Genomic DNA, 23995 nt, shown 5'->3' on the forward strand with positions numbered 1-23995 from the left:
CTTGCCCGCCATCTTTCCCTATGCCATCCAACACTTGTGACAAGACCTCCTGCAATCGAGGCGCGAGATTTGCGGCTTACGCTCGGCGAAGGCGAAGCTGCCGTCGAAATTCTCCGCGGCATCGACCTCATCGTTCCGACTGGCGAGACTCTCGCCCTGCTCGGCCCGTCCGGCTCCGGGAAAAGCTCGCTGATGTCGGTCCTGACTGGCCTCGAACGGGCTGGCGGCGGGACGCTGAGCGTGGCGGGGGCCGATTTCACCTCGCTCAATGAAGATGCGCTGGCCCGCGCCCGTCGCGGCCGGATCGGCATCGTGCTGCAGGCTTTCCACCTCCTGCCGACGATGACCGCGCAGGAAAACGTCGCCACCCCACTGGAACTGGCCGGCGAACCCGACGCTTGGGCACGCGCGGCCGCGGAACTGGAAGCCGTCGGCCTTGGCCATCGCCTTACCCATTACCCGGCCCAGCTTTCAGGCGGCGAGCAGCAACGCGTCGCCATTGCCCGCGCCATCGCGCCTCGCCCGCCGCTGGTGTTCGCGGACGAACCGACCGGCAACCTCGACGTGGCGACCGGAGCGGGGATTATCGAACTCCTGTTCGCTCGCCGCGAAGAGACCGGGGCGACGCTGGTCATCATCACTCACGACGAGCACCTGGCCGAGCGCTGCGATCGGATCGTGTCGCTGTCCGACGGACGGATCGCCAGCGACACCCGTGCCTAAGCGCAATCCCACACCCCAGCCGTGCCGCCACTCTGAGCGCGCGGCATGACGCTTTCCTGGCCTGCTGCCTGGCGCCTTGCACGGCGTGATCTTCATCGCCGTTTTCGCGGCCTGAGGCTGCTGCTGGTGTGCCTGTTCCTTGGCGTTGGCGCGCTAGCGGCCATCGGCACGCTGACGGGCGCGATCAGAGGCGAGTTGGCCGAACGGGGCCGGGAAATTCTCGGCGGCGACCTTGAGGTTGAAGTCTGGCAGCGGCCACTGAACGAAGAGGAAAGCGAGTTCCTCTCTCGCTACGGCACGATCTCGCGAGGTCTGCGCATGCAGGCCATGGCTAGCACCGCAGACGCTGCAACCCCGATCGAGCTGAAGGCGGTCGACGCCAACTGGCCGCTTTACGGCACGCTGACGCTCGATGGCGGCAGCCAGATGGGGGCTCCCCCTCCGGGTCAGGCCTGGCTCGCTGAGGGCGCGGCAGAGCGCCTCGGTGTCGGGCCTGGCGACCGCTTCAAGGTCGGCTCCACCGAACTGACCGTGGCCGGCATCATCAGCGAAGAACCGGACAGGCTGAGTGAGGGCTTCCAGCTCGGCCAGACCGTAATCGTACCGCTCGACGTTCCGGCCGCCGCAGGGCTTACCGCGCCTGGCGCGATGTATCAGTCGAAGACCCGGGTGCGCTTCATTGGCAACGACGTTCCCGAAAGCGTCGAGAAGACCCTGACCGAGCGCTTCCCGGATTCCGGCTTCGACATCCGCACGCGTGACCGCGCCTCGCCGGGGGCCGAGCGGTTCGTCGGCCGCATGGGCGAGTTCCTGACGCTCGTGGGCCTTGCCGCGCTGGTCATCGCGGGCATCGGTATCGGCGGCGGCGTCGCATCGTATCTGGAGGCCCGCCGAGCTAGCATTGCCACCTACAAGATCCTTGGCGCTGGCAGCGGCGACATTGTGCGCATCTATGCCCTGCAGGTCGGCGCAGCAGCTTTGGCGGGTTCCATAGCGGGCCTCGCTGCGGGCGTGCTCGTGACGCCGCTCCTGGCGCAAGCCTTGGGTGATTTGCTGCCCGTGCGTACCGGTCTCGTGATCGATCCGGCCGCGCTGTTGCGTGCGCTGCTTTTCGGGCTGCTTGTGGCCCTCATCTTCGCCGCGCCGCCCCTTATGCGAGCGCGTCATTTCCCCGCGATGGAGCTGATGCGTTCGCGCGTCGCCCCCCTGGCGAAGGCCTGGCGTGGAGCGATCTGGCCGGTTTCTCTGGGGTTGGTCGGGATCGCCGCGTTGGCGCTGTTCGGATCTCCGCAACCGGGGCTGAGCGCCCTGTTCATGGGCGGCGCGGTTGTCCTCTTGGTGGTGCTCTGGGGCCTCGGTTGGGCCATTCGCAAAGCAGCCACGCGCGCGCCGCGCCCGGCCAATCCGCTGCTTCGATCCGCGCTCGCCAATCTTCATCGTCCCGGTTCGCAGACCGGCTCGCTGGTGACGGCACTCGGCTTCGGTCTGTCGGCTTTCGTCGTCTTGGCTGCGGTGCAGACCAGCCTCTCGGCGAACATCACCCGTAGCGTGCCGCAGATCGCGCCGGACTACTTCGTGCTCGACGTCCCGCGGGATCGCGAGGCCGAGTTCGAGGCGACGGTGCGCCGCCATGCCCCCAAGGCAGAGATCAACGTGGTGCCAACGCTGCGTGGGGCCATCCTGGCTTATGGGCCGAAAGCCAATCCTACCATCGTCAGCCAGATGGAAGAGTTGCCCGAAGGCGCCTGGGCGCTGCGTGGCGAGCGCGGGCTGACTTATGCGGAGCGGCTGCCGCAAGGCAATTCGCTCGTCGCCGGGGAATGGTGGCCGGAGAATTATCAGGGCGAGCCGCTGGTATCGGTCGACTTCGACCTGGCGCAGGCTGCTGGCCTCAAGATCGGCGATTATCTCACCATCGGCCTCCTGGGTGTCGAGCGGCAGGCAAGGATCGCCAGCTTCCGGCGGATCGACTGGGAGAGCATGGGCTTCAACTATGTCCTGATCTTCTCACCCAATGCCCTGCAGGATGCTCCGCATAACCTAGCGGCGACAGTCTCGCTGCCGGACGACAGTGAGGCGGGCGGCCTCTTGCGCGACCTGGTCCGCACTTTTCCCTCGAGCTCGGTGATCGAGGTCGGCCCGCTCCTGACCCAGGCACGGGACATCCTTGAGCAAGTCTCGCTGGCGATCCTCGCTGCCGCTGGAGTGGCCGTACTCGCCGGCATCGCGGTCCTGCTCGGTGCGATTGCCGCGGCTCGGGCTGCTCGGCTCTACGACACTGTGGTGCTGCGCGTCCTTGGGGCTAGCACCCGGCAATTGCTTACATTGCAGCTTGCAGAGTTCGGTTTGCTCGCAGCCGTCCTTGCCGTGGTCGCGCTCGGCCTTGGCAGCGGCCTGGCCTGGCTGGTCATCGTCCAGTTGTTCGAGTTCGAGTGGCTGCCCGATTGGCCGCGCGTTCTCGGGGTTCTCGGCGCAGGGATCGCGCTGGTTCTGGCCTTCGCGCTCGGCGCCTCGTTGCCGCTATTGCGGGCGAGGCCGGCCCGAGCGCTCAGGTCACTTTAGGCGAAAGCTTCCGCGTCAGCCTCGCCAAGCGGATCAGGACCGTACTTGTTCTGACCCGGTGTGCCTGGCAGGGCCATCAGCACGATCCAGCCAATCTCAAGGGCCAGGACCACGATGGTGCCGAGAATAGGAATTAGGCTCAGGCAGAGCACTGCCACAACAAAACCAGGCAGATACCATCCCGTCATATTTCGGTCGTGTAGACGGCGCACCGTCAGCGCAATCGATGGGATAAACGCGGCCACGACCCAGACCATCAGGCCGACAATACCGACCCAGCCCAAGGGGCCGAACGAGAATTCTTCAAGTTGACTGTCAACCGCGGTTCCCTCTGCGGTTGCGGCAACCAGGGTAACCCACTCCATCCCGCCACCGGCCAGGATCAGGGTGTACAGCACCGCGCCCACTATCAGGCCGAGCAGCTGGAACATCCAGAATTCCATTCTGCGCGAACGACCGGAAAATTCGGCGTAGCGCCGGAAGGGCAACAACATCCATTTCATGATCGATCTCCCCCTCAGGTCACATTGTTGTGTACCTGAGGGGGAAGGCATCACAGAATTCGTCTCCGTGCAAATAAAAAGGGGGTCAAAAGACCCCCTTTTGAACCAGTCTTTGTAGCGGATCAGAACCGGTAGCGAGCACTCGCACCGTAAGTCCGCGGATCGTTTGCATAACCGGAAATTCCCCGCGGCTGCGCCGGCGTGTCAAAGATTACGCCCACGTCGCGCTTGTTGAGGAGGTTACGCGCCCAGATGGTCAGGCTGAGACCGATGTCCATGTCGTATGACAGCGATGCCGTCAGGTCCTGGACCTCGCGCGTGAACGGCGCTGCCGCCTCTAGCGCGGGGGTGGCGTCAGCGATGGTCCCGTCAGGATTGCGAACCACGAAGCCCGGCAGGCCTTCGATCAGCTGCTCTTCCGACTGCCACAGGAACGAAACGCGCGGGATGATCGTGCCGCTGCCGATCTCGTGCTCGTACTGTGCACCGATCAGCACGGTCCAGGTCGGAATGCCCGCGGGACGAGTGCCCGAGAGATCGCCCACGGCCGACTGTTCGAAGCTGACGTAGAGCGGATCGAGGTAGGTTACGCCAAGGTTCAGCGTCAGAGCATCGGCAATCGTGGCCAGGCCTTCGAACTCGACGCCGAAGGTGCTGAGTTCACCCGCATTGCGCAGGGCAAAGCCCGATCCGGTGAAGATGTTCGATTGGAACCCAGAGATATCCTGGTCGAACACTGCGAGGTTGGCCGAGATGTCACCCCAGTTGGCCTTCGCACCGACTTCCATCACCCGCGAGTTTTCGGGACCGGCGAAGCGGCTCCCGTAGACCAGGTTGTTGAGATCGAGGCCCGCAGCGATGATCGCATCGCGATCGTTCGGCGAAGGACGGCTATCGCGCGAGAGGTTGATCGAGCTCGCCTTGAAGCCGGTTGCATAGGACGCATAGACGTTGATCGTGTCATTGAGATCGTACGCCAGGCGAACGGTGTAGGCGAAGTCGCTGTCGTTCGTCTTGCCGTCCTCGACCGAGTTGGGAACGTTGAGGAACGGCGGCATGAACTGCAGCGCGCGCAGAGGTGCCAGCGGGTTCGCCAGCGGGTTGTTGGCATTGGCGCCGGCATAGGCCGTGGCACCGGCCTGGATGACACCATAGGCGGCGGGGTTCGAACCAGCGAAGGCTCCGATTTCGGCTGCCGTCGCCGGCCTGCCGAGCCCGAGCGCAGTACCCACGCCCTGGGCAAGCGCACCTCCGAAGAGCAGCTGACCACGGAACGGCGCGTATTGCGGCGCGTCGAGGTCGATGCCCGAGAAGGTGTCGGTCGAAACGGCGTTGGTGACGAACTTCTTGCTGTCGTCGGTGTAGTTGCCGCCGAGCGTGAGAACGAGGCCGTCGGTGATCTCGAAGTCGACCTGGCCGAAGAACGAGTACGCCTCACTGTCGAGGGTATAGGCCTCGGTAAAGCCCTGGCCCGACGCAAGGAACTGCCCCGAGTAGTTCTGCCCATCGGCAGCGCCAAAGACCGCCTCAAGCGTAGGCAGGCTGAGCGCACCGCCCGAAAGCTGCTGCACCAGGGTGTTGGCGTAAGGCCGGAACTGGGTCGAGTAGATCAGCTGGTTCTGCTGGTCGATATCCTCGTTGATGTAGAAGGCGCCGAGCAGCACGTTGATGCTGTCGCCGATCTCACCCGTCAGCCGCACTTCTTGCGTAAAGCTGCCGATCCCAAGGTCCTGGAAGTTGGGATAGATCAGGTCTGCGCTGGTGAAGTCGGAATCCTGGTTCGTGACGGCCTTCGTCTCGCGATAGGCGCTGATCCAGGTGACGGTGAAGTCGTCGTTGAGATCGAAGTCGAACTGGGCCGAGATGCCGTAGTTCTCGATATCGTTCGTCGAGTTGTAGTTGTTGTACACGAACCCGTCGAAGGCATCGGCGGGCGCGTTCACCTGCCCGCCCAGGGCACGCACGACTGGGGTTGCCAGGCCGTCCTGCACGTTGACGACGGCGCAGCAATTCTCGTCGATGGAATCGTAGTCGGCAATGATGCGGGCGCGGAAGCCGTTGTCCGGATCGACCAGCAATTGCCCACGGGCGAACCAGCGATCGCGCTCATTGGTCCGATCACCCGTGCCGCCATCCTGGAAGAAGCCGTCGCGCTGGTTAAGCCCGGCAGCAACGCTGACCGCAATCGAGTCCGACACCGGACCAGTTACGTAACCGCGCGCGATGATCTGGTCGAAGTTGCCGTAGGTCAGCTCTCCCACCCCGCCGAATTTGAACTTCGGCTCCTCGGTGGTGATGGAAATGACGCCGGCAGAGGCGTTCTTGCCGAACAGGGTGGACTGCGGGCCGCGCAGGACCTCGATCCGCTGGACGTCGGGCAGGTCGGTGATCTGCGCCGCGGTCCGCGAGCGATAGACGTTGTCGACGAACACGCCGACCGAAGGCTCGATCCCGGCGTTGTTGGCGCCGTTGCCGAAGCCGCGGATGAAGAAGTTGGTGTTGGCAACGCTTTGCCGCTGGCCGACGCTGAGCGATGGAACGACGGTTTGAAGATCGCGCAGATCGCGAATCTGCGCGCGTTCGATCGTCTCGGCAGTGGTTACGGAAACCGCCACGGGGACGTCTTGCAACGTCTGCTCCCGCTTGGTCGCGGTAACGACTATCTGGTTGCCCGTGCTGGCGTCCTGGTCCGCGGGGAAGCTATCGTCCGGCGAGGCTTCGTCTACGGGCTGCTCAGGAGTAGCATCGGCCTGCGCCGCTGCGAATGAAGGAATGCAAAGTGTTACCGCTGCCGAACCAGCAAACAGAAATGCACGCGTGTAAGCTGCCGACCCGGCGCCCCGAAACAACATTAGGTGGTCTCCCATCTCCCTGCGCGGGCGCCGCTGTTTACGGTCACACGGGCAGCTCCCCCTTTAAGGCCACGGTGGTAACCACACAATTACCGGCCACCTAGCTAGTGACAACCGCAACCGCTTATGTTGCCTTCCTGCCACGGTAGTGGACAGTGAGTTTTGCCGTTCCTGCGCCCCCCTCTGGCCAAAGCAGCATTGCCGGAGCGCAACACAAGCCTTAGGGGGCCTCGATGGACACTGCCGATCTGCGCGTCGCCCTGTTCAGCGGAAACTACAATTATGTCCGCGACGGCGCGAACCAGGCTCTGAACCGCCTGGTAGACTTTTTGTTGAGGCAGGGTGCCGCGGTGCGCGTCTACGCGCCGGTCGTGCCCCAGCCCGCTTTCGCCCCCACCGGGGATCTCGTTGGTGTGCCCGCGGTCCCGATCCCATTCCGCAGTGAATATCGCTTTCCGCTCGGGCTTTCAGCGAAGAACACGGCGGATCTCGCAAAGTTCGCTCCCACAGTACTGCACCTCGCGTCGCCCGATCCGACGGCGCACGCAGCGCTCAGATGGGCCGAAGCGCGTCACCTCCCGGTACTGGGCTCGGTCCATACCCGGTTCGAGACCTATCCGCGCTACTACGGCATGGCCTTCGCCGAACCCTGGCTCGAGAGGATCCTCAAGCGCTTCTACAACCGCTGTGACGCCCTGGTCGCGCCGTCGGAGAGCATGGCCGAGGTGCTGCGCGAACAAGGCATGAGCAGCGACATCGAAATCTGGTCACGCGGCGTCGATCGCGACATTTTCGATCCCAGTCGCCGCGATCTCGAATGGCGCCGCTCGCTGGGCATCGAGGACGACGACGTCGTGGTCGGCTTCCTCGGCCGGGTGGTCATGGAAAAAGGTCTCGACGTCTTTGCCGACACCGTGTCCCGCCTGCGCAGCCAGGGCGTGCCTCACAAGGTGCTCGTTATCGGTAAGGGACCGGCACACGATTGGTTTGCCGAGCGGGTACCTGGCGCCATCTTTGCGGGGATGCTTACCGCCGGCGATCTTGGCCGGGCCGTGGCCAGCATGGACATGCTGCTCAACCCCTCGGTCACCGAGACATTCGGCAACGTGACGCTTGAGGCCATGGCCTCAGGCTTGCCGGTTATCGCCGCCAGAGCGACGGGCAGCACCAGCCTCGTCGTCGACGGAGATACCGGGCGACTGGTCGAACCGGGCAATATTACCGCCTTCGCCGAGGTGGTCGAAACTTACATCCGAAACGCAGACCTGCGGCAAAAGCATGGATCGGCGGGCGAAGTTCGTAGCCGCACCTACTCCTGGGACGCGATCAACGGCTCTGTTGCCGACCTCTATGTGCGGCTTGCAGAGCGCAAGGCCCTGGTCAGCGCAGCACCCCGGCAGCGGCCATCCGCCGCGCATAGTACCACTGCGCAACGATCAGGATGATGATTACGACCGGCATGATGACTGCCCCGCCGCCTTCCATCGATGCCGGCCTGTCTGACGTGAACTGATAGGCAAAGCTGCCAACAGCTCCCAACGCCGAGACGATGAACGCCGTTACGGCATGGCGCGAACGCATCAGCAGCAAGATCGAGCCAACGATGGAGCCCCACACTCCAATCGCCCACACGGCCACTGCCCAAGCGGGAAACGCAGCGACCCAGGCTTGCTCCTCAGGCCCGAAGCCCATGCTTTCGAGATAGGCGGTATTGCCTAGCGCCGTCATGGTATAGTCGGTCGCCCCGACAGCGTTCCATAACAGCGAGACGATGCCGACCAGCCACAAGTGCTTCGGCGTCTTTACCGGGCTAACAGTTGCCATAGCAGTCCCTCCCACAGGCGCGACCACTCGAAGAGTGTATCACACGCCTGCGGAAGGGAGAAATCGGCTGCTCTAGAGCCGCTCGATCTTCTGCGCCGCTTCGTCGAGGATCTCGGCAATCCGGTGGGGCAGGTCTTCGTCTTTGCCGCCGCTGTTGGCCATGCGCTGTCCGACAGCGGTGAACAGCCCGAAAGCCGCGCGCTCGATCGAAGGCGAACGATGGCGTTCGGCCTTTTCGCCAAGACCGGTCAGACGCTCCATTGCCTGGGCGGCTGCCTCTGCCTCTTCTTCGAGCACGGCTTCACCGGCCGGCGTTATGGCGAACTTGCGACGCTGGTCGTTGCTCTGCTGTTCGACCACGAGACCCTCGTCAGCCAGCAACGAAAGCGCCGGATAGATCACTCCTGGGCTTGGCGAGTAATGCCCACCCGACAGTTCCTCCATCGCCTTGATCAAGTCGTAGCCGTGGCGCGGCTGCTCTTTGATGAGCGACAGGAGCATCAGCCGCTGTTCGTCACGGCCGAACTTGCGGTCACGTCCATGCCGGCGCGGTCCGCCCGGCCCCCATGGGCCACCCTTGGGGCCAAAGACTCCGCCAGGACCGAAGACACCGCCCGGCCCGAACGGACCTCCAGGTCCGAAGGGTCCGCCCGGCCCGCCCCAGCGCACCTTGCCCCACTTGTCAGCCATGGCTTTCCACTCGCGGCCGTCTCCGAAATCGCAATCTGCGTAGATCATGATTGATCCTCCATTCGATATTCCACGATATATCTTAGACAGCCGAAAATTCAAGTCGCCCCTGCGTCGACCAATGTCTATCTGTAGCCGATGGCCGACTTGTTTGCTGACGATCTACCCACTTCTCCGCCCGCCGATGAGCCGCGTGCCGACGCGCCGCTGGCCGACCGATTGCGCCCGCGTTCGTTGGACGAAGTGATTGGGCAGGAGCACCTGACGGGACCGGAAGGCGCTATCGGCCGGATGGTCGCCGCGGGCCGCCTCTCAAGCATGATCCTGTGGGGGCCACCTGGCACCGGTAAGACCAGTATCGCCCGCCTCCTGGCCGATGCCGTTGGTATGAGGTTCGTGGCCATCAGCGCGGTGTTTTCGGGTGTAGCCGACCTCAAGAAGGCGTTCGCCGAGGCGGAAGTGGCCCAGCTGGCGGGACGGCGGACCTTGCTCTTCGTGGACGAGATCCATCGCTTCAACCGCGCGCAGCAGGACGGCTTCCTGCCCTTCGTCGAACGCGGCACCGTGACCTTGGTCGGCGCGACGACGGAGAACCCCAGCTTCGAGCTCAACGCGGCATTGCTCAGCCGGGCGCAAGTCCTCATCCTCCACCGGCTGGACCCAACTGCACTCGGCAAGCTCCTCGACCGCGCGGAGGTGCTGGAAGGCCCCCTTCCCCTCACGGCAGATGCTCGTGAGGCGCTGGTCGCTTCAGCGGATGGCGATGGCCGCTTCCTGCTCAACCAGGCGGAGACGCTCTATTCGGCGAATATCCCCGAACCGCTGACACCTGCAGAACTCGGCGCGTTTCTACAGCGCCGAGTGGCGGTCTACGACAAGGATCGCGAGGGCCACTACAACCTGATCTCGGCGCTGCACAAATCGATGCGCGGCTCGGACCCCCAGGCAGCGCTGTACTACCTCGCGCGAATGCTGGTGGCGGGTGAGGAGCCGCTCTACCTGCTGCGGCGCATCACCCGCTTCGCCAGCGAGGACATCGGCCTCGCCGATCCCCAGGCGCTGACCCAGTGCATTGCCGCCAAGGACGCCTACGACTTCCTGGGCTCGCCCGAGGGCGAACTCGCGATCGTGCAGGCCTGCCTCTATTGCGCCACCGCGCCCAAATCTAACGCGGCCTACATGGCCCAGAAGGCTGCCTGGAAGAGCGCGCGGGATACCGGCAGCCTGATGCCGCCGCAAAACATCCTCAATGCGCCCACGAAGCTGATGAAGGACATCGGCTATGGCAAGGACTACACTTACGACCACAACGCCGAGAGCGGCTTTTCGGGCGACAACTACTGGCCCGCGGAGATGGAGCCGCAGACCTTCTACGAACCGGTCGAGCGCGGGTTCGAACGGCAAGTGAAGGAGCGGATCGAGTGGTGGGACAAGCGCCGGCAGGAGCGATGAAACCGGTGCGCAAGCGGAACAAGTGAGCCCCCGTTTTCGCCATTTCACCGCGATCGACTGGTCGGGCGCGGCGGGCGAGCGGCAGCGGGGGATCGCCGTGGCCAGTTGCTCGGTCGGCGACAAAGCACCCAAGCTGGTCAGGCCGGGCCACACATGGTCCCGGCTTGAGGTCCTGCAATGGCTTACCGACGACTTGCCCGATGACACTCTCGTCGGTCTCGACCTCGGTATCTCGCTACCCTTCACTGACTGCGGGGCCTTCTTTCCCGGCTGGGAGGAAAGCCCGCGAACAGCGCGCGATCTATGGGCCCTGATCGATCATCTCTGCGGCGGCGATCCACACTTGGGCGCGACGAGCTTCGTCGATGACCCCGTAGCTAGCCGCTATTTCCGCCGCCATGGCGGCCGCGAAGGACCGCACTTCCACCACTCCGCCGCCACCCATCGGCGGGGCCGTTTCCGCCTCACCGAAGAGGCGCAGGAGCGTATGGGCTGCAAGCCCTACAGCAACTTCAATCTTGTCGGCGCCGCGCAAGTGGGCAAGTCGAGCCTGACCGGCATGCGCCTGCTCCACAGGCTCGATCGCAGGTTGCCCGTCTGGCCAATCGACCCGCTCCCGCCAACCGGTTCCGCGGTGGTGGAAATCTACACCGCCATCGCCGCCCTGGCCGCGGGACGCCGAGCCGGCGCCTCGAAGATCCGCGACCGCGCTTCGCTCGACCTCGCCCTAGCCGCTCTCGGCAGCCAACCGTGGCGTCAGCGCGTGCCGCTCGACGACCACAAGGCCGATGCCCTGATTACGGCCGCCTGGATCCGCTCCAACGCCGAGCGGCCGGAATTGTGGTCGCCCGAAACGCTCACTCCGCAAATTGCGCAAACCGAAGGCTGGACCTTCGGCGTCGCTTGAAGCAAAGGCACTTCGAAGTGCCGGCTTAGCTCAGTTGGTAGAGCACCTGATTTGTAATCAGGGGGCCACGGGTTCGAATCCTGTAGCCGGCACCATTATCTTTTATAATTAGATGCTTACTGGACTTTGCAGGTAACAAATTTGTTGTCACTCCGCAAAAGGTAACCAGCTAGGTATCGATTGCCTTCGTATAGGCGGCACTGTTCGGACTCGCAGCGTCCTGCTTAACGATGGTCTGCACGGACTCGGTCCAAGATCGCCGCGAAGCACCGCCCCATTTTCAGGGCGGTCGATCCGCGAACGAATCGACACAGATGCTCACTTCTTAGCGAACAAATGTCCGTTATGCGTCCATGCCGGTCGTTCAACGTGGCTTCCACCTCCCCAATGAGGAATGTCCGCCCTGCTCACTGACTAGAGGCGCGTCGGTCCACTTGGGCGAAACGCGGGAGTCGGTTTGCAATCAAACCGCGACGGAACGAGGCGCCAGGATCACGACTTGAAGCCGATCATCCTAATGCCGAGGTAGAATGGTGTTGTGGACAGATCGGGACGCCAGCCCAACATCCTAGTGCAATTTTGAAGCGTCCGCATAAGTTGAAGGAGTGACCGTCCCCGCCTTCATACCTCGCAACCTCGTCTATAGTGTTGACGGCGCGATTGCCGTGATCGCCCATACAGAGCTGCTCCAACGGCCCGAGAATCTTGTCGTCCTGGGTGAAGCAGGAATGGGAAAGAGTCGCCTCCTGGAGGAGCTTGGCAAAGCCAACGGGAAGTGGGTTACTGCGCGACGGCTCATCGGCGCGAGTGACCCACGTGAGCTGCTGGCGGGCAACTCGCTTGTTCTGATTGATGCGCTAGATGAGGCACCTGCGTTTGCGGAGGGTGGGGTTGTTGATCAAATCCTTGGTCGACTCGAACAAGCTACAGTGGACCGGTTCGTATTGGCTTGTCGTTCGGAGGATTGGCAAGCCGCGACCGCAAAATCCATTATCACCGAAACGTATGGTGATCCTCCGCTAGAACTGCGGCTTAAGCCTTTTGACGAAGCGCAGATCGCCGACTTTCTCACTGAACAATTGGGGCGTGAACGCGCGGTCGAGGTAATTGCCATCTATCATTCGCGCGGCTTTCGCGAGTGGTTGGGCAACCCACAGACTCTTATCATGTTGGCCGACGTCGCGAAAAGTGGGGACCTGCCGAAGACGACTTCCGAACTGTTTGAAGCCTACGTTGAGCTATCCCTCCGGGACATGAATCCCGTGAGGAGGCAGCGCAATCGAGAGATTTCGCGGGAGGCGGCGCTGGACACACTCGGCGCAGCGTTCGCCGCGCTGATCTTGTCCGGCAAGTCAGCTCTGGCAAAGCCAGGTGCCGAGTTCTCCGCAGACGACCTGCGTATAGCTGAACTCGGAACTCTGCCGGGCTTCGCCGACTGGACCACCTTATCCGGCAATCGCCTTACAGTGACATATCGCGGCGACAGCGAGCGGCTAACTTATTCTCATCGTCGAATTGGCGAATGGCTCGGCGCACGGTGGCTTGCGAAGCATGCAGGCAGCGTAAGTGTGTCTGAGCGACTGTTCGCCTCACTTACCGTGGAAGGAATTGTTCCGGCTAGCCTTCGCGGCCTGTTTGCTTGGCTGGCCAGCAATTCCACCCTGGCGCTTAGGGCGATTGCCACCGACCCGATGGCCATCATCGAATATGGCGACGCAGATATTCTGAACGAGATTGAAGCGCGCGCGCTGCTCACCGCTCTTGAGAGACTTTCACAAGACGACCCTTGGTTCGCCAGCTGGGGCGACTTCAGGGCAAAATCACTTATCCGAGATTCGCTTGAGTCAGAGACCTTAAGCGTTGTCCTCGACCCGTCGCGTTCTGGCCGCCTTCGGATCCTGCTTGCACGGCAATTCAAAGGCAAAAAGCTTGATCCAGCGGTGTCCGCCAAATTGCAACAGCTAGCGTTTGACCGGAAGGAATTTTACGCCATTCGCGACCAAGTTGCCGAGGCTTTAGTCGGCAACCTCGCCACGGACCAGCTTCGTAGTTTCGTCGACGGACTTAGGTACCAAGGCACTCATGACGCGACCCGCCTCGCCGCAGGTATGATCCTCGATGCTGGGATTGAGCATTTCGATGACGAGCAGGTCGTGCAGACAATTTTCGCGACCTGCGGCCATTCAGTATGCGCGGTCCCACAAGAGGGCGACGATAACATGGCCGCGCGGGTCTGGAGGTATCGCTACGACATCCCGGATGAGCGTATCGCAAATATTCTCGACGTTCTGGCAGACTATGCCACGGCCTTGTTGCCTGAGCATCGGAGCATCGAGTCCTTCGACATAGTCAATCTCGGCGATGCATTAATTTCTCGCCAGCTCGGCCTCGGGCAGGTCAAACCGAAGCGCCTTCTCCATTGGCTCGATGCGTTTGCCCGGCGGGGCTCTGAAAGCGATGACGACAAGAAAATATCGGCATACTTTGCTGCGAATGATGATGTTCGTCGTCAAATTCAGCAGCTTTGGTTGTTGCGCGCAACGGACGCCACCCTTTTTCTCCTGAACTACAGGCTCGCTCAGCTGAACCCGGCACTTCAGCCCGACGATGCTGACGTTGCAGCACTTCTCGAAGCAGTGCCAACGAACCACGAGCTACGGTTCGAGTTCATGCGCCTCACACGGCACACTGAAACCGAGGGGCAGGCCACTCGACGTGCTGCGCTTCGCTTTTTCCCATCGAGAGACGAGCACGAGCAATATTTTGACAAGCTGATCAACCCGGAGAAGCCTGGGTGGCAGTTGGAGGACGAGGCCCGTCACGCGCGCTGGCTGGTCGAACAAGAGAAGCGCTGGACAGCGTATCGGGAGGGGCTGGCGCAGGACGTTCCGGCCCTTGAGCAAGGTCGCTTCGGAATACTCTCCCAGGTGGCGAACGCATACCTGGGCCGATATTCTGACCTGCGCGACCTAAAGACGGCACAGGACCGGCTGGACGCACTTTGCGGTCCGGAACTGGTACCTACGGTCTTTCGAGGTTTTGAGTCTTATCTCAACACATTGCCGCCGTATCCAAATGCCGCCCTTGTGGCCAAGGACTACGGTCGAAGCCGCGTCTGGAACTCGAGCTACGTGTTGATCGCGGCCCTCGCCGAGCGGGTGAGGCAAACGGGAAGTGTCGGCAGTCTGACAACCGATCAGCTCATCTCGGCGCAGCTGCATATCTCCAATCACGTGGCGTCGGGCGACGAGTGGAAACCGATGGAAGCCGCTGTGTGGGCGGCTCTGATCGCGAATCCTTCTGCCTTCGAGGAATATGCGAAGCTACTCGTTGAGCCTTCACTGGCCCGAAAATCAGAACATGTGAGCGGCCTTTACGAGTTGCTCCATAACGGACGGCAAGCCTTTCCGAAGTTGGTGGAGGAGCTGGCCGACGAGTGGCTGCAACGCTTTCCCTATATGCACGAGCGGCCCGAAGCTGAACTGATCGACGTTTTGCTTCCCGATAATCCGGCGAAAATTGCCCCGTTGGTCAAGCGCCGCCTGCGAATGAAAAGTCTGAACGATGAACGTCGCCGAAATTGGCAGGCCGTTGGACTCATTTCTGATTTCAACGCCTACGCGTCGCAGGTGGCGGAACTCGCGAAGCTCGACGCCGGCCTTTTTTGGGCAATCCGCTCGCGGTTGGGTGGGCGGCGACAATACCAGGACGGCGCCGATCATGTCGCAATCCGCCTTGCAGCTTGGCTTGTCCAACATTTCCGCGAGACATTTCCAGTTCGGGAGCGGCCTGATCGAGTGACAATGGGCGAAACGAACGCCTGGGATGCCACCGAAGCCATTCGTAGGCTCATCGACAGGATAGGCAGCGATACCACTGACGAGCCGGCAGAACTCCTCGCGTCGCTTGCGCAGGTTGAAGACGGTTATCGTGAAAGGATCCTCGCGGTCCTAGCTGAATACCGCCGGACCCGTGCCGAGCAGTCGAGGGCGATCGTCACCGTAGATAACTTGCAGGCCATCCTTTCAGATGGACCGCCACAAAACCTCCCTGACTTGCAGGCCAAGGTCCTCGATCTGCTCGCCCAGGTCCAAGCCCGCATCATGAGCAGCGACACGGACATCTGGGCGGTATTTTATCGCGATGATCGCAAGATGCCTCAGGACGAAGAGTTTTGCCGCGACCGGTTGATCGATGCATTGCGCATCCACGAGCAGTCCATCCAGTTTAATCCAGAAAAACACCTCGGCTCGGATCGCGAAGGCGACATCGCTTGCGAATACGGTCAGTTGCATCTCCCGATTGAGGTTAAGGGGCAGTGGCATGACGATTTGTGGCGCGCAGCCGACGATCAGCTCGCGGCGCAGCAAGCAATTGATCACCGCGCTGAAGGCTACGGCGTACTCCTCGTTCTTTGGTTTGGCGAAGCCGGAAAACGACTGAAGGGACCGCCTCGCCAATTGCGTATCCCGACGCCGGGAAGTCCGGCGGAACTGGAGGCAGCGCTGGCGCAAGCCAGCCGAGCGGCTGGAGACGGGAGACTAAAGGTTAAGGTCCTCGATTTGTCGCGTGGCTGACCGGTTAGGGCGAACCAACAGCCCAGGACCTGACCGGATCGAACCGTGGAATTGGCAGCCGCCTTTCGCTGACCTTCCCGAACCCGGCACGGTCCAAGATGTCGACGAGGCCAGGCCGCAGGTTACTACATTCGATTTTGCGACCCATTGGCGTCGGGGTGGTTATCTTAGGAGCCTCAACGCCGACACCGATCAAGGAAGCAGAGATTTCCTGGACGGACTCATTGCTAACGGACTTCTTGCGCTGCCCGCAAGAACGAAGCGCGGCGTCGAAATCGATCAAGATGCGTTTCTTCGGCTCTTAGCTCGGTACAATGGCCGGCAGTTAGATACGCTGTGCCAAAAAACAGGGTGGGACGACCAAACCTTCCAAGCGGTGATCGATTCCCTCGTGGACCGCGATATGATCTTCAGACTCCCGTTCGAACCGCTCATCAATGGACGCTCCGACCTGTACTACTTACGTGACACCGGGGTCCTGCACCGCCTGTTCAACCCGAAATGGGTCGAAGCAGCTTCACCGGGCCGAGGACATTTCGCCCGAAGTTGGGAGGGACTGGCAATCCAAACTCTGATGCATGGGCCGGGGCGTGGTGCAAGAGCCACGATCTGGCGACACGCTGACGATGAAATCGATCTTGTCCTGCGCTGGCCCGATGGAGTTCCCTGCTGGGCAATCGAAATCGGGATGGGCGAAAACAAGCGCCCATCGAAAGGATTTTGGGCTGGTGTGATTGAGATTGGTGCAACCCACCAGTACGTGCTTCATCAGGGTGTTTGTGACCAGCCAGGCGGTTATGAAAGGCTGACGCTAGAACGGTTTTTCGAAAGGTGGCATGCGTCAGCGAACGCCGCGTCAAGCTGAGTGCCAGCCGGGCATCGGTTTAGGTCGATTCCATCGACACGCTTCATCGGCCATGGCTTTGGACTTTTGGCGTTCTTCCAACTTGGAACGCTCAACTCAGGTGCGCTTCAACCTTGGTGACAGCTTCGCGAACCTCCGATTTTCACACTTGGCATTAGTTGGCGTGTGAAAGCTCGGCCGTTACGCTGCTAGGCGGGTTTCGCTTGCGGCATTCTGAAACGGGATTGTTCGCAAGCGGCTAAGGGCAGCCGTTTTACCTCTATAGGTGAGGCCGTTTTCAACCATCCTGAACAGCGAAGTCGGTCATCGGTTGGCGGATTTCCTTGGAGAAAAGTGGTAGAGAGTGGGGCCTTCAAGGCAGGCGCGCCGCAATTAGGTCAAGCGTTCCGGACCCAAATAATTGGCGGTGGTCTTGAGCGCCACCTCTTCCGCGCTGACGCCCGGGGCGAGCTCGATCAGGCGGAACGGGCTCGCGTGGTCGGAGCGGTGGAACACCGCGAGGTCCGTCACGATCATGTCGACCACACTCTTGCCGGTCAGCGGCAGCGTGCATTCGGGGATGAACTTGGGGCTGCCGTCCTTGGCGTTGTGCTCCATCACCACGATGATCCGCTTGACCCCGGCGACCAGGTCCATTGCCCCGCCCATGCCCTTCACCAGCTTGCCAGGGATCATCCAGTTGGCGATGTCGCCATGTTCGGAGACTTCCATCGCCCCGAGCACGGTGAGGTCGATATGGCCGCCGCGGATCATCGCAAAGCTCGCCGCGCTGTCGAAGTAGGCGGTCTGCGGCAGCTCGCTGATGGTCTGCTTGCCGGCGTTGATCAGGTCGGGGTCGACTTCGTCCGGATACGGGAAGGGCCCGATCCCGAGCATGCCGTTCTCCGACTGGAGCGTGACCTCCATCCCCTTGGGAATGTGGTTCGCGACCAAGGTCGGGATGCCGATGCCGAGGTTGACGTAGAACCCGTCCTGCAATTCCAGCGCTGCGCGGGCGGCCATCTGGTCGCGGGTCCAGGACATCAGTGCGCTTCCTCGAAAACCAGAACCACCCTCGTTGGAGACACGGAACGCCTCCGCTCCACTTCCACACCGGTCCAGATCCGGTTCCATGCTTCCTCTTCGGGGATGCCGTCATGGCAAGAAAACGCTCTGGCGGCCTCCCGAATGGCGTCAACCATCAGCGTTCCGAACATTTCGGGCTCCGCAAGGCGACCAGGTTCAATCAGACAAGTGGCGGTTCCCCGGTCCTCAATCCAAAGCCTGGCTACTTCAACCGAACTATCCTTAGGTCGCGCCGTATCGATGCTGATCGCATGTTTGTGCGCAGAGGCCACCATTATGCTGCCTCCCTCTCGCGTGTGGTCGTGAACTCGATCTTCTTGTCGTAGGGCGCGCCGACGATCATCCGCTGCACGTAGACCCCGGGTAGGTGAATGCCGTCGGGGTCGAGGCTGCCGGTCGGGACGATCTCCTCGACCTCGACCACGCAGACCTTGCCGCAAGTCGCGGCCGGCAGGTTGAAGTTGCGCGCGGTCTTGCGGAACACGAGGTTGCCGGTCTCATCCGCCTTCCATGCCTTGACGATTGCCAGGTCGGCAAAGATGCCGCGTTCGAGGATGTACTCTTCCCCGTCGAACTCCTTCAACTCCTTGCCCTCGGCCACCAGGGTGCCGACGCCGGTCTTGGTATAGAATCCCGGGATGCCCGCGCCCCCGGCCCGCATGCGTTCGGCCAGGGTGCCTTGCGGGCAGAACTCGACCTCGATCTCGCCCGCGAGGTACTGACGCTCGAACTCCTTGTTCTCGCCCACATAGGAGCTGATCATCTTGCTCACCTGGCGGGTGCGCAGCAGCTTGCCGATGCCTTCGTTGTCGATCCCGGCGTTGTTGCTGGCGAAAGTCAGGTTCTTGGCCGGCGGCGATCAGCATTCCGTCGCGTAGCAACCCGTCGAGGGCGGCGGCGGCGTCGGGGTAGAGCTTCTTCATGGGCGGGCTGACCGCGGGTCAGTCCGGACGCCAGCACTCCGGCGCGGCCCTTGCCAGTGGCCAGACGTCATCGGGTATGCGCGACCGCTTTGAAGAATGCGCGTGTTTCGGGCAGCAAAGTTGGGGGTTCGGCCGGCGGATAATGGCTCAGTTTCACAATCACGGTGCTGCTCTGCGGATGGACATAGATAAACTGGCCCGCCAGACCGACAGCTGAAAACGCACCGGGCTCGTCGTCAATCTGCCAGGTGAACAGCCCGTAGCCCGGCATCGGACCTCCGGTTGGCGTCATCCGCGCCATCTTATCCACCCATCCAGCCGGCAGGATTTGCCGTCCGTTGCGCTGACCGCCGTCCAGCATCAGCTGACCCAGCCGCGCAAAATCGCGCAACACCGCGTTAAAGCCCATTCCCGACAGTTCGCGGCCCACGCCCGGGGGCCCGTCGGCCAGCCAGAAGCCATCCGCTTCGGCTCCGAGCGGAGCCCACAGGTATTGCTCGGTGTAGGAGGCGAGCGACAGGCCTGTGGCTCTTTCCAGAACCCAGCCGATCACGAAGGTATCGAGCGTCGAATAGTTGAACCGGCTTCCCGGTGTGTGAGCGCGACTGGTTTCGCGCGCGCCATCGGCGAAACGCATCCGGTTGAGTACGATTGCCTGCTCATGCAGCTTCCCAGCGAAGCTGGGGTTGTCGCCAAAGTCGTAACGCTCCTCGTAGTCCACGCCCGAGCGCATTTGCAGAAGCTGGCGTATCGTCGTCCCGTCATAGCCGCTGCCCGTCAGTTCTGGCAGGTACCGGGTCACTGCATCATCAAGTGAAGCTATCTTTGCCTGTTCCAGCGCCACTCCGACCAGCATTGCAGTGATCGTCTTGGCCATCGAAAATGAGATGAACTGCGTCTGGGCGTCGGACCGGTTGCGGTAGTCCTCGAACACAATCCGTCCATCACGCATCACCAGCAGTGCGTTTGTGAACGTATCTTCCGCGAAGCGCTCGTAGTTGCGCACCTCGCCGCCGAACTCGATGGCGGGCATCGTCATCGCGTCACCACGCGCCAGATCCCACACCGGGCCTTCCCGTTTGACCGGACGCGATTCAAACACCTTGTCGGTTTCGCGAAAGGTGAAGCTGTTGATCTCCGGATTAAGCCACTGCCAGCGCATGGCTACGGTGGCCGGCGAAGGACCACCTTGCGGCGCGGTGTCCTGGGCAGTGGCAGGAACGGAGGAGAGGAATGCGACGAGGAGCGCGGCAGCAAGCGCGTTCCCCGGGTGACGTCGCTTCACCTGGTGCAACTGGTCCGATAGTGTCATCGCTTGTGGTCCCGCTTCACTTCGCAAGTTCATCGCTGCCCTCGATCTGCTGATACTCGATGGCAATGCTCGGATCGCAGTCATAGGGCAGCACGTATTGCCCGGACTGCTTCTTCCACTGGATGATCCGAGCCCCGCGATTGTCGAGTACTTCGGGATCCTCAAACCACTGGCTGACAGCCAGCGTGTGGTCGTCGAGCTTGCGATAGCGCTCGACCATATGGACATGATCGGAGTGGTCGAGCCCGTTGTTGGTGATGGTCGAGGCGAGCAAATGGGTGGTGTCGATCACCAGCTCGTCGCCTTCCCAATGACCGACGGAATGGCCCACCTTGGAGTGAGGCGCATTGGCGGGCGGATGATCGCGTCCGTCCATGAAGATCACCCGAACCTGATCGAAATACTCGTACCTGAAGACGATCATTGCATCGGACTGATAGACTTCGAACGGGAACGGACCCTGCATCGCATAGACGATCGAGGGCGCAGCGCAGACGCGCGCGAGAGTCATCTCATCGGCCGGCTTCCACGCCGCGGCGCGGGCGAGGGTTTCGGGCTTCAGCTTGAGTCCGCCATACTCGTTCTCGGGAAACTCGGGGACGCCGGTATCCGCGAGAACCACGGTGTCCGGCGGCAGCGCCTCGACCAGGGCTCCCGTTTCGGGACGCAACGGGCCGAAATCGAGGTTCCAAAAGCCAGTGAGGTCCGGTGGCCCGGCCGCGGCAGGTGAGGCTCCCAACGCCAGAGTCGCGAAAGCGAGGATGAGCCGGCGCATCAGTCCTCCGTCGTGCTGAAGGCGGCTGTGCCGATTAGCTTGCCGCTAGCATCATACGCACGCTTGAGCCGGAGATAGGGTTTGCCATCGCGAGCTTTCCAGCCCTCGATCGTAATGACATCGCCCGCTTTTAGACTCGTGCGGCTCCACCCTCTGCGCACAAGCACCACCGGAGCATTGGTTTCGGCCCGCCAGTGGACCACTTTGCCATCCGCCCCTTGCACGTCGAATGCGATAGTCCCGTGCGGATTGGTGAAGCGGAAAGCAGTGACCGTACCCTTGAGGGTGATTTCAGCCGCCGGATCGAAGAAGGCAGCAAACGAATGATGGGCCTGCGCCGCGCCGCCAGCGAAGGCCACGAGCGAGACGAACGGCAAAAGCCACCTAGTCAGCATTTACTTCACCCTCCCGGAAGCGCCCAACTATCGACAGATCTCCCGAACTGGCGGGCTGCGTCTTCAAGTGCATTGGCTTTCAGCCGCAATCCGTCTTCGGGCAGCAGCCAGCGCTGCTTCACCAGCCTGTCCACTTCCTGGCCATAGGCGGTGAGAAAATGCTCGGGCGTGCCATACCGCCGGACAAGCTCGTCCGGTGACAGCTCGTTCCGCAGGAAGAAGACGAACGGATATTGACGCTCGTCGCTGCAGTTCGCGAGCGCCGAACCGGTGTAACGACCGTAATGCGCGAGCGGCACTTCGAACTCGGCAGGCCGAATGCCGCCGACAGGATTGCCGGTCACGTCACGCGCAAGCTTGCCATCGTCCCATGCGAGCGGCTTCGCGTGCGGCGGCACCTGGCCCTCAAGGATCCACACTCGCAGATTCTCGACAGCCGCTCGCACGAAGGCCCCGTGCGGGACGTCGCTCTGGGGTAGCGAACAGCGGAAAACCGGATCGTTGGGGATCATTTCCTTCGGGTAACCCCGTCGCGCGAGCTGCGTCAGCGCCGGCTCCTCGCTGAACGGAATGCTCGGATCCACAAGGCTAGCGACGTGGATAACCCCGCCCAGTTCGTAGAGGCGATAGCCTCCCAGAGGACCGTCGCGCTCCGGCGGACTGGCTCCGGCGCCCAGCTCGACCTCGGCCTCGGTAAGGAACTCGATCACCTTCGCATCGGTGACTCTCAGATCCCGTCGAGGATCACCGATGGGCACGAATTCTTCGTCGTTGTGCAGCGGGAGATAACCGGGCCGGTTCCACTGCGAGGATACACCGATGAGGTAGCCGTCAAACACTGGCTTGCCGTCCGGCAAGCGCGCACGGTCATGAAAGCCCTCGTTGATGAAGGTACGCTGGAGGCTGCCTGTATACGACCAGCCGCTCACGATAACGGCGCGCACATCCAGACCCCGGAGCGGACTGTCAGGATCGCCGCTCCGCAGCTTGCGTCCGATGTCGCTCATCACCTCCCAGCGAATGCCTTCTTCCGCGGGCCACTCGAGCGCGGCGTAGCGTTCGGGATCGAACCACCGGGCAACCTTGTGCGCGCCTACCGGCGCGGTCTGGTTGGGATATTTCGGACTGCCCGAGTGACCTGCATCCGCGTCTCCGAGGCCAACCGCGACATAGATGTCGCCGCGGGACATGATGTACAGGTCCATCGCCAGCCACGAGAAGGTCACACCGCCGGACGGATGGATCGGCTCGAAGTGCACGACCCCGCTGAATCTGGCGGGATCCGACGGGCGGCGCACAACGATCCGTGTTGTGTAGGGTAGCCGGGCACTGATCGCCTCAGGTCCCGAAACGCCGTGCCGGTAGGCGGCGGCGGTGCCGCTGATGAAGTACTCCTCCTCCACGTAGCCGTAAGGTTTGAGCGGCGTAGAAAAGCGTGCGCCTGGCAATTCCGCGGTCCCGTACACGGCGCTGTCCGGCCCTATCGGGACCGGCCCCGTGACCGAGGTGACCTGCGCTGCAGCAGCCGTCCCGACCGCGAGACCTGTGACGAAAGCGAGGGTCTGAAATAGCCCGGTTCTCACCGGAGCGTTACCTGTGTCGGGTCTGCATCAGGCAGCGAGTCAGCAGAAACGCCTCGGCAAAGCGCAGTAGCCGCGTCTGCAAGGATTGCTTTCGCGGTGCCCAGTTCGTCGCCGCGCAGGCGCTCGAGCCGTTCGATCTCGGCCATGGGAAGATCGGTGAACAATCGCAGGAAGCGCCCGACGTCATCGTCGTGGGTGTTGCGCCAGAACTGCCAGTAGTCCTGCCGCGAAAGCATGTCCCCGTTGAGCCAGACGGCCCCGCCGACCGTCTTGCCCATCTTCTGCCCGTCGGCGGTCGTCAGCAACGGCGTGGTCAAGCCGAAGAGCTCGATACCGTCGCGGCGCCGCGCCAGCTCGATACCATTGACGATATTGCCCCACTGGTCAGAGCCGCCGAGCTGAAGACGACAGCCGGCCCGACGCGACAGCTCCAGAAAGTCGAAGGCCTGTAGGATCATGTAGTTGAATTCGAGAAACGTCAGCGCCTGCTCGCGATCGAGACGCAGTTTGACGGAATCGAAGCTGATCATGCGGTTGATGGTAAAGTGCGCGCCGACATCGCGAAGCAGCGGAAGGTAGTCCAGCTTGTCCAGCCAGTCGGCATTGTCGACCATCACCGCATCGGTTGGTCCGTCGCCAAACCGGAGAAAGCGCTCGAACACGCCCTTGATCGAGGCCATGTTTGCGTGAATCGTCTGGAGATCGAGCAGTTTGCGGGACTGATCCTTGAAGCTGGGGTCGCCGATCTTCCCCGTTCCGCCGCCGATCAACACAACGGGCTTGTGGCCGGCTTCCTGAAGTCGCCGCAGGAGCATAATCGACACCAGATGCCCGACATGCAATGAGGGGGCGGTCGGATCAAACCCGATATAGCCGGGCACGATCTCCTGACTCGCGAGCTGGTCCAGCCCCTCGGCGTTGGTCACCTGATGGATGTAGCCGCGCTCATCGAGCAGCCGCAGCAGGTCGGACGAGTAGATGGGCATG

General features: G+C 62.2%; 17 protein-coding genes, 1 tRNA gene and 2 pseudogenes. 8 read left to right on the plus strand and 12 right to left on the minus strand.

Annotated features, from left to right (window positions below):
- The first annotated feature begins 36 nt into the window (after positions 1-36).
- Positions 37-723: an ABC transporter ATP-binding protein gene (locus ASD76_RS09425; RefSeq protein WP_055921656.1), complete on the plus strand. Its 687-nt coding sequence runs from the start codon at positions 37-39 to the stop codon at positions 721-723.
- Positions 724-768: 45 nt separating this feature from the next.
- Entirely contained in the window at positions 769-3285 is a 2517-nt protein-coding gene (locus tag ASD76_RS09430; RefSeq protein ID WP_055921662.1) for an ABC transporter permease, read from the plus strand.
- Here ASD76_RS09430 and ASD76_RS09435 read toward each other — a convergent pair.
- A complete protein-coding gene (locus ASD76_RS09435) occupies positions 3282-3788 on the minus strand; it encodes a DUF805 domain-containing protein (protein WP_200943062.1) in 507 nt (168 codons plus the stop codon). The genes ASD76_RS09430 and ASD76_RS09435 overlap by 4 nt on opposite strands.
- A 122-nt stretch (positions 3789-3910) precedes the next feature.
- Complete coding sequence (locus tag ASD76_RS09440; protein ID WP_055921669.1) at positions 3911-6640, minus strand: TonB-dependent receptor; 2730 nt, start codon at positions 6638-6640, stop codon at positions 3911-3913.
- Between the two features lie 233 nt (positions 6641-6873).
- Between ASD76_RS09440 and ASD76_RS09445 the strand changes: the two genes are divergently transcribed.
- Positions 6874-8085, plus strand: a complete 1212-nt coding sequence (locus ASD76_RS09445) for a glycosyltransferase family 4 protein (RefSeq protein ID WP_055921672.1) — start codon at positions 6874-6876, stop codon at positions 8083-8085.
- On the opposite strand, the gene ASD76_RS09450 is transcribed toward ASD76_RS09445, so the two are convergent.
- Together ASD76_RS09450 and ASD76_RS09455 are read right to left on the minus strand one after the other, a co-directional pair.
- A complete protein-coding gene (locus ASD76_RS09450; protein ID WP_055921675.1) occupies positions 8021-8464 on the minus strand; it encodes a hypothetical protein in 444 nt (147 codons plus the stop codon). The genes ASD76_RS09445 and ASD76_RS09450 overlap by 65 nt on opposite strands.
- A gap of 72 nt (positions 8465-8536) precedes the next feature.
- Positions 8537-9202, minus strand: a complete 666-nt coding sequence (locus ASD76_RS09455) for a PadR family transcriptional regulator (protein ID WP_055921677.1) — start codon at positions 9200-9202, stop codon at positions 8537-8539.
- A 90-nt stretch (positions 9203-9292) separates the two neighbouring features.
- Between ASD76_RS09455 and ASD76_RS09460 the strand changes: the two genes are divergently transcribed.
- The 5 genes from ASD76_RS09460 (at position 9293) to ASD76_RS09480 (ending at position 16955) form a co-directional block, all read left to right on the plus strand.
- Positions 9293-10606 (plus strand): replication-associated recombination protein A, encoded by a 1314-nt coding sequence (locus tag ASD76_RS09460; protein ID WP_055921680.1) that lies wholly within the window; start codon positions 9293-9295, stop codon positions 10604-10606.
- A gap of 22 nt (positions 10607-10628) precedes the next feature.
- Entirely contained in the window at positions 10629-11513 is an 885-nt protein-coding gene (locus tag ASD76_RS09465; RefSeq protein ID WP_055921684.1) for a hypothetical protein, read from the plus strand.
- 19 nt (positions 11514-11532) lie between these two features.
- Positions 11533-11608 (plus strand) — tRNA-Thr (locus ASD76_RS09470).
- A gap of 510 nt (positions 11609-12118) precedes the next feature.
- Positions 12119-16090: an NACHT domain-containing protein gene (locus ASD76_RS09475; protein ID WP_055921687.1), complete on the plus strand. Its 3972-nt coding sequence runs from the start codon at positions 12119-12121 to the stop codon at positions 16088-16090.
- Positions 16083-16955, plus strand: coding sequence for an ATP-binding protein (locus ASD76_RS09480; RefSeq protein ID WP_055921691.1), 873 nt, complete (start codon positions 16083-16085; stop codon positions 16953-16955). Before ASD76_RS09475 ends, ASD76_RS09480 begins: the two co-directional genes overlap by 8 nt.
- A gap of 372 nt (positions 16956-17327) precedes the next feature.
- On the opposite strand, the gene ASD76_RS09485 is transcribed toward ASD76_RS09480, so the two are convergent.
- The 8 genes and pseudogenes from ASD76_RS09485 to tyrS all read right to left on the minus strand — a co-directional run.
- Entirely contained in the window at positions 17328-17978 is a 651-nt protein-coding gene (locus tag ASD76_RS09485; protein WP_055921694.1) for a CoA transferase subunit B, read from the minus strand.
- Positions 17978-18295: a DUF5076 domain-containing protein gene (locus ASD76_RS18840; protein WP_055921697.1), complete on the minus strand. Its 318-nt coding sequence runs from the start codon at positions 18293-18295 to the stop codon at positions 17978-17980. The genes ASD76_RS09485 and ASD76_RS18840 overlap by 1 nt, the downstream gene beginning before the upstream one ends.
- Positions 18295-18943: pseudogene (locus ASD76_RS09495) on the minus strand (CoA transferase subunit A). The gene ASD76_RS18840 and the pseudogene ASD76_RS09495 overlap by 1 nt, the downstream one beginning before the upstream one ends.
- 67 nt (positions 18944-19010) lie before the next feature.
- On the minus strand, positions 19011-20255 hold the full coding sequence (locus tag ASD76_RS09500) for a serine hydrolase domain-containing protein (RefSeq protein WP_082553708.1): 1245 nt from the start codon (positions 20253-20255) through the stop codon (positions 19011-19013).
- A 16-nt stretch (positions 20256-20271) separates the two neighbouring features.
- On the minus strand, positions 20272-21030 hold the full coding sequence (locus ASD76_RS09505) for a hypothetical protein (protein ID WP_055921700.1): 759 nt from the start codon (positions 21028-21030) through the stop codon (positions 20272-20274).
- The gene (locus ASD76_RS09510; protein WP_156457623.1) at positions 21030-21425 is read right to left on the minus strand and encodes a DUF6152 family protein; all 396 of its coding nucleotides are present in this window, start codon (positions 21423-21425) and stop codon (positions 21030-21032) included. Before ASD76_RS09510 ends, ASD76_RS09505 begins: the two co-directional genes overlap by 1 nt.
- Positions 21426-21430: 5 nt before the next feature.
- A complete protein-coding gene (locus ASD76_RS09515; RefSeq protein WP_156457624.1) occupies positions 21431-23008 on the minus strand; it encodes an alpha/beta hydrolase domain-containing protein in 1578 nt (525 codons plus the stop codon).
- Between the two features lie 41 nt (positions 23009-23049).
- Positions 23050-23994: pseudogene (gene tyrS, locus ASD76_RS09520) on the minus strand (tyrosine--tRNA ligase); the annotation flags it as partial.
- Position 23995 lies beyond the last annotated feature (1 nt).

Origin of the sequence: Altererythrobacter sp. Root672, from assembly GCF_001427865.1 — a bacterium.
Classification (GTDB): domain Bacteria; phylum Pseudomonadota; class Alphaproteobacteria; order Sphingomonadales; family Sphingomonadaceae; genus Croceibacterium_A.

Excerpts from the sequence above, each read along its gene's own strand:
- ASD76_RS09450 (WP_055921675.1), bottom strand. The coding sequence starts at position 8,464 with ATGGCAACTGTTAGCCCGGTAAAGACGCCGAAGCACTTGTGGCTGGTC.
- ASD76_RS09460 (WP_055921680.1), top strand. The coding sequence starts at position 9,293 with ATGGCCGACTTGTTTGCTGACGATCTACCCACTTCTCCGCCCGCCGAT.
- ASD76_RS09500 (WP_082553708.1), bottom strand. The coding sequence starts at position 20,255 with ATGACACTATCGGACCAGTTGCACCAGGTGAAGCGACGTCACCCGGGG.
- ASD76_RS18840 (WP_055921697.1), bottom strand. The coding sequence starts at position 18,295 with ATGGTGGCCTCTGCGCACAAACATGCGATCAGCATCGATACGGCGCGA.
- ASD76_RS09430 (WP_055921662.1), top strand. The coding sequence starts at position 769 with ATGACGCTTTCCTGGCCTGCTGCCTGGCGCCTTGCACGGCGTGATCTT.
- ASD76_RS09510 (WP_156457623.1), bottom strand. The coding sequence starts at position 21,425 with ATGCTGACTAGGTGGCTTTTGCCGTTCGTCTCGCTCGTGGCCTTCGCT.
- ASD76_RS09505 (WP_055921700.1), bottom strand. The coding sequence starts at position 21,030 with ATGCGCCGGCTCATCCTCGCTTTCGCGACTCTGGCGTTGGGAGCCTCA.
- ASD76_RS09440 (WP_055921669.1), bottom strand. The coding sequence starts at position 6,640 with ATGTTGTTTCGGGGCGCCGGGTCGGCAGCTTACACGCGTGCATTTCTG.
- ASD76_RS09455 (WP_055921677.1), bottom strand. The coding sequence starts at position 9,202 with ATGATCTACGCAGATTGCGATTTCGGAGACGGCCGCGAGTGGAAAGCC.
- ASD76_RS09445 (WP_055921672.1), top strand. The coding sequence starts at position 6,874 with ATGGACACTGCCGATCTGCGCGTCGCCCTGTTCAGCGGAAACTACAAT.
- ASD76_RS09485 (WP_055921694.1), bottom strand. The coding sequence starts at position 17,978 with ATGTCCTGGACCCGCGACCAGATGGCCGCCCGCGCAGCGCTGGAATTG.
- ASD76_RS09435 (WP_200943062.1), bottom strand. The coding sequence starts at position 3,788 with ATGAAATGGATGTTGTTGCCCTTCCGGCGCTACGCCGAATTTTCCGGT.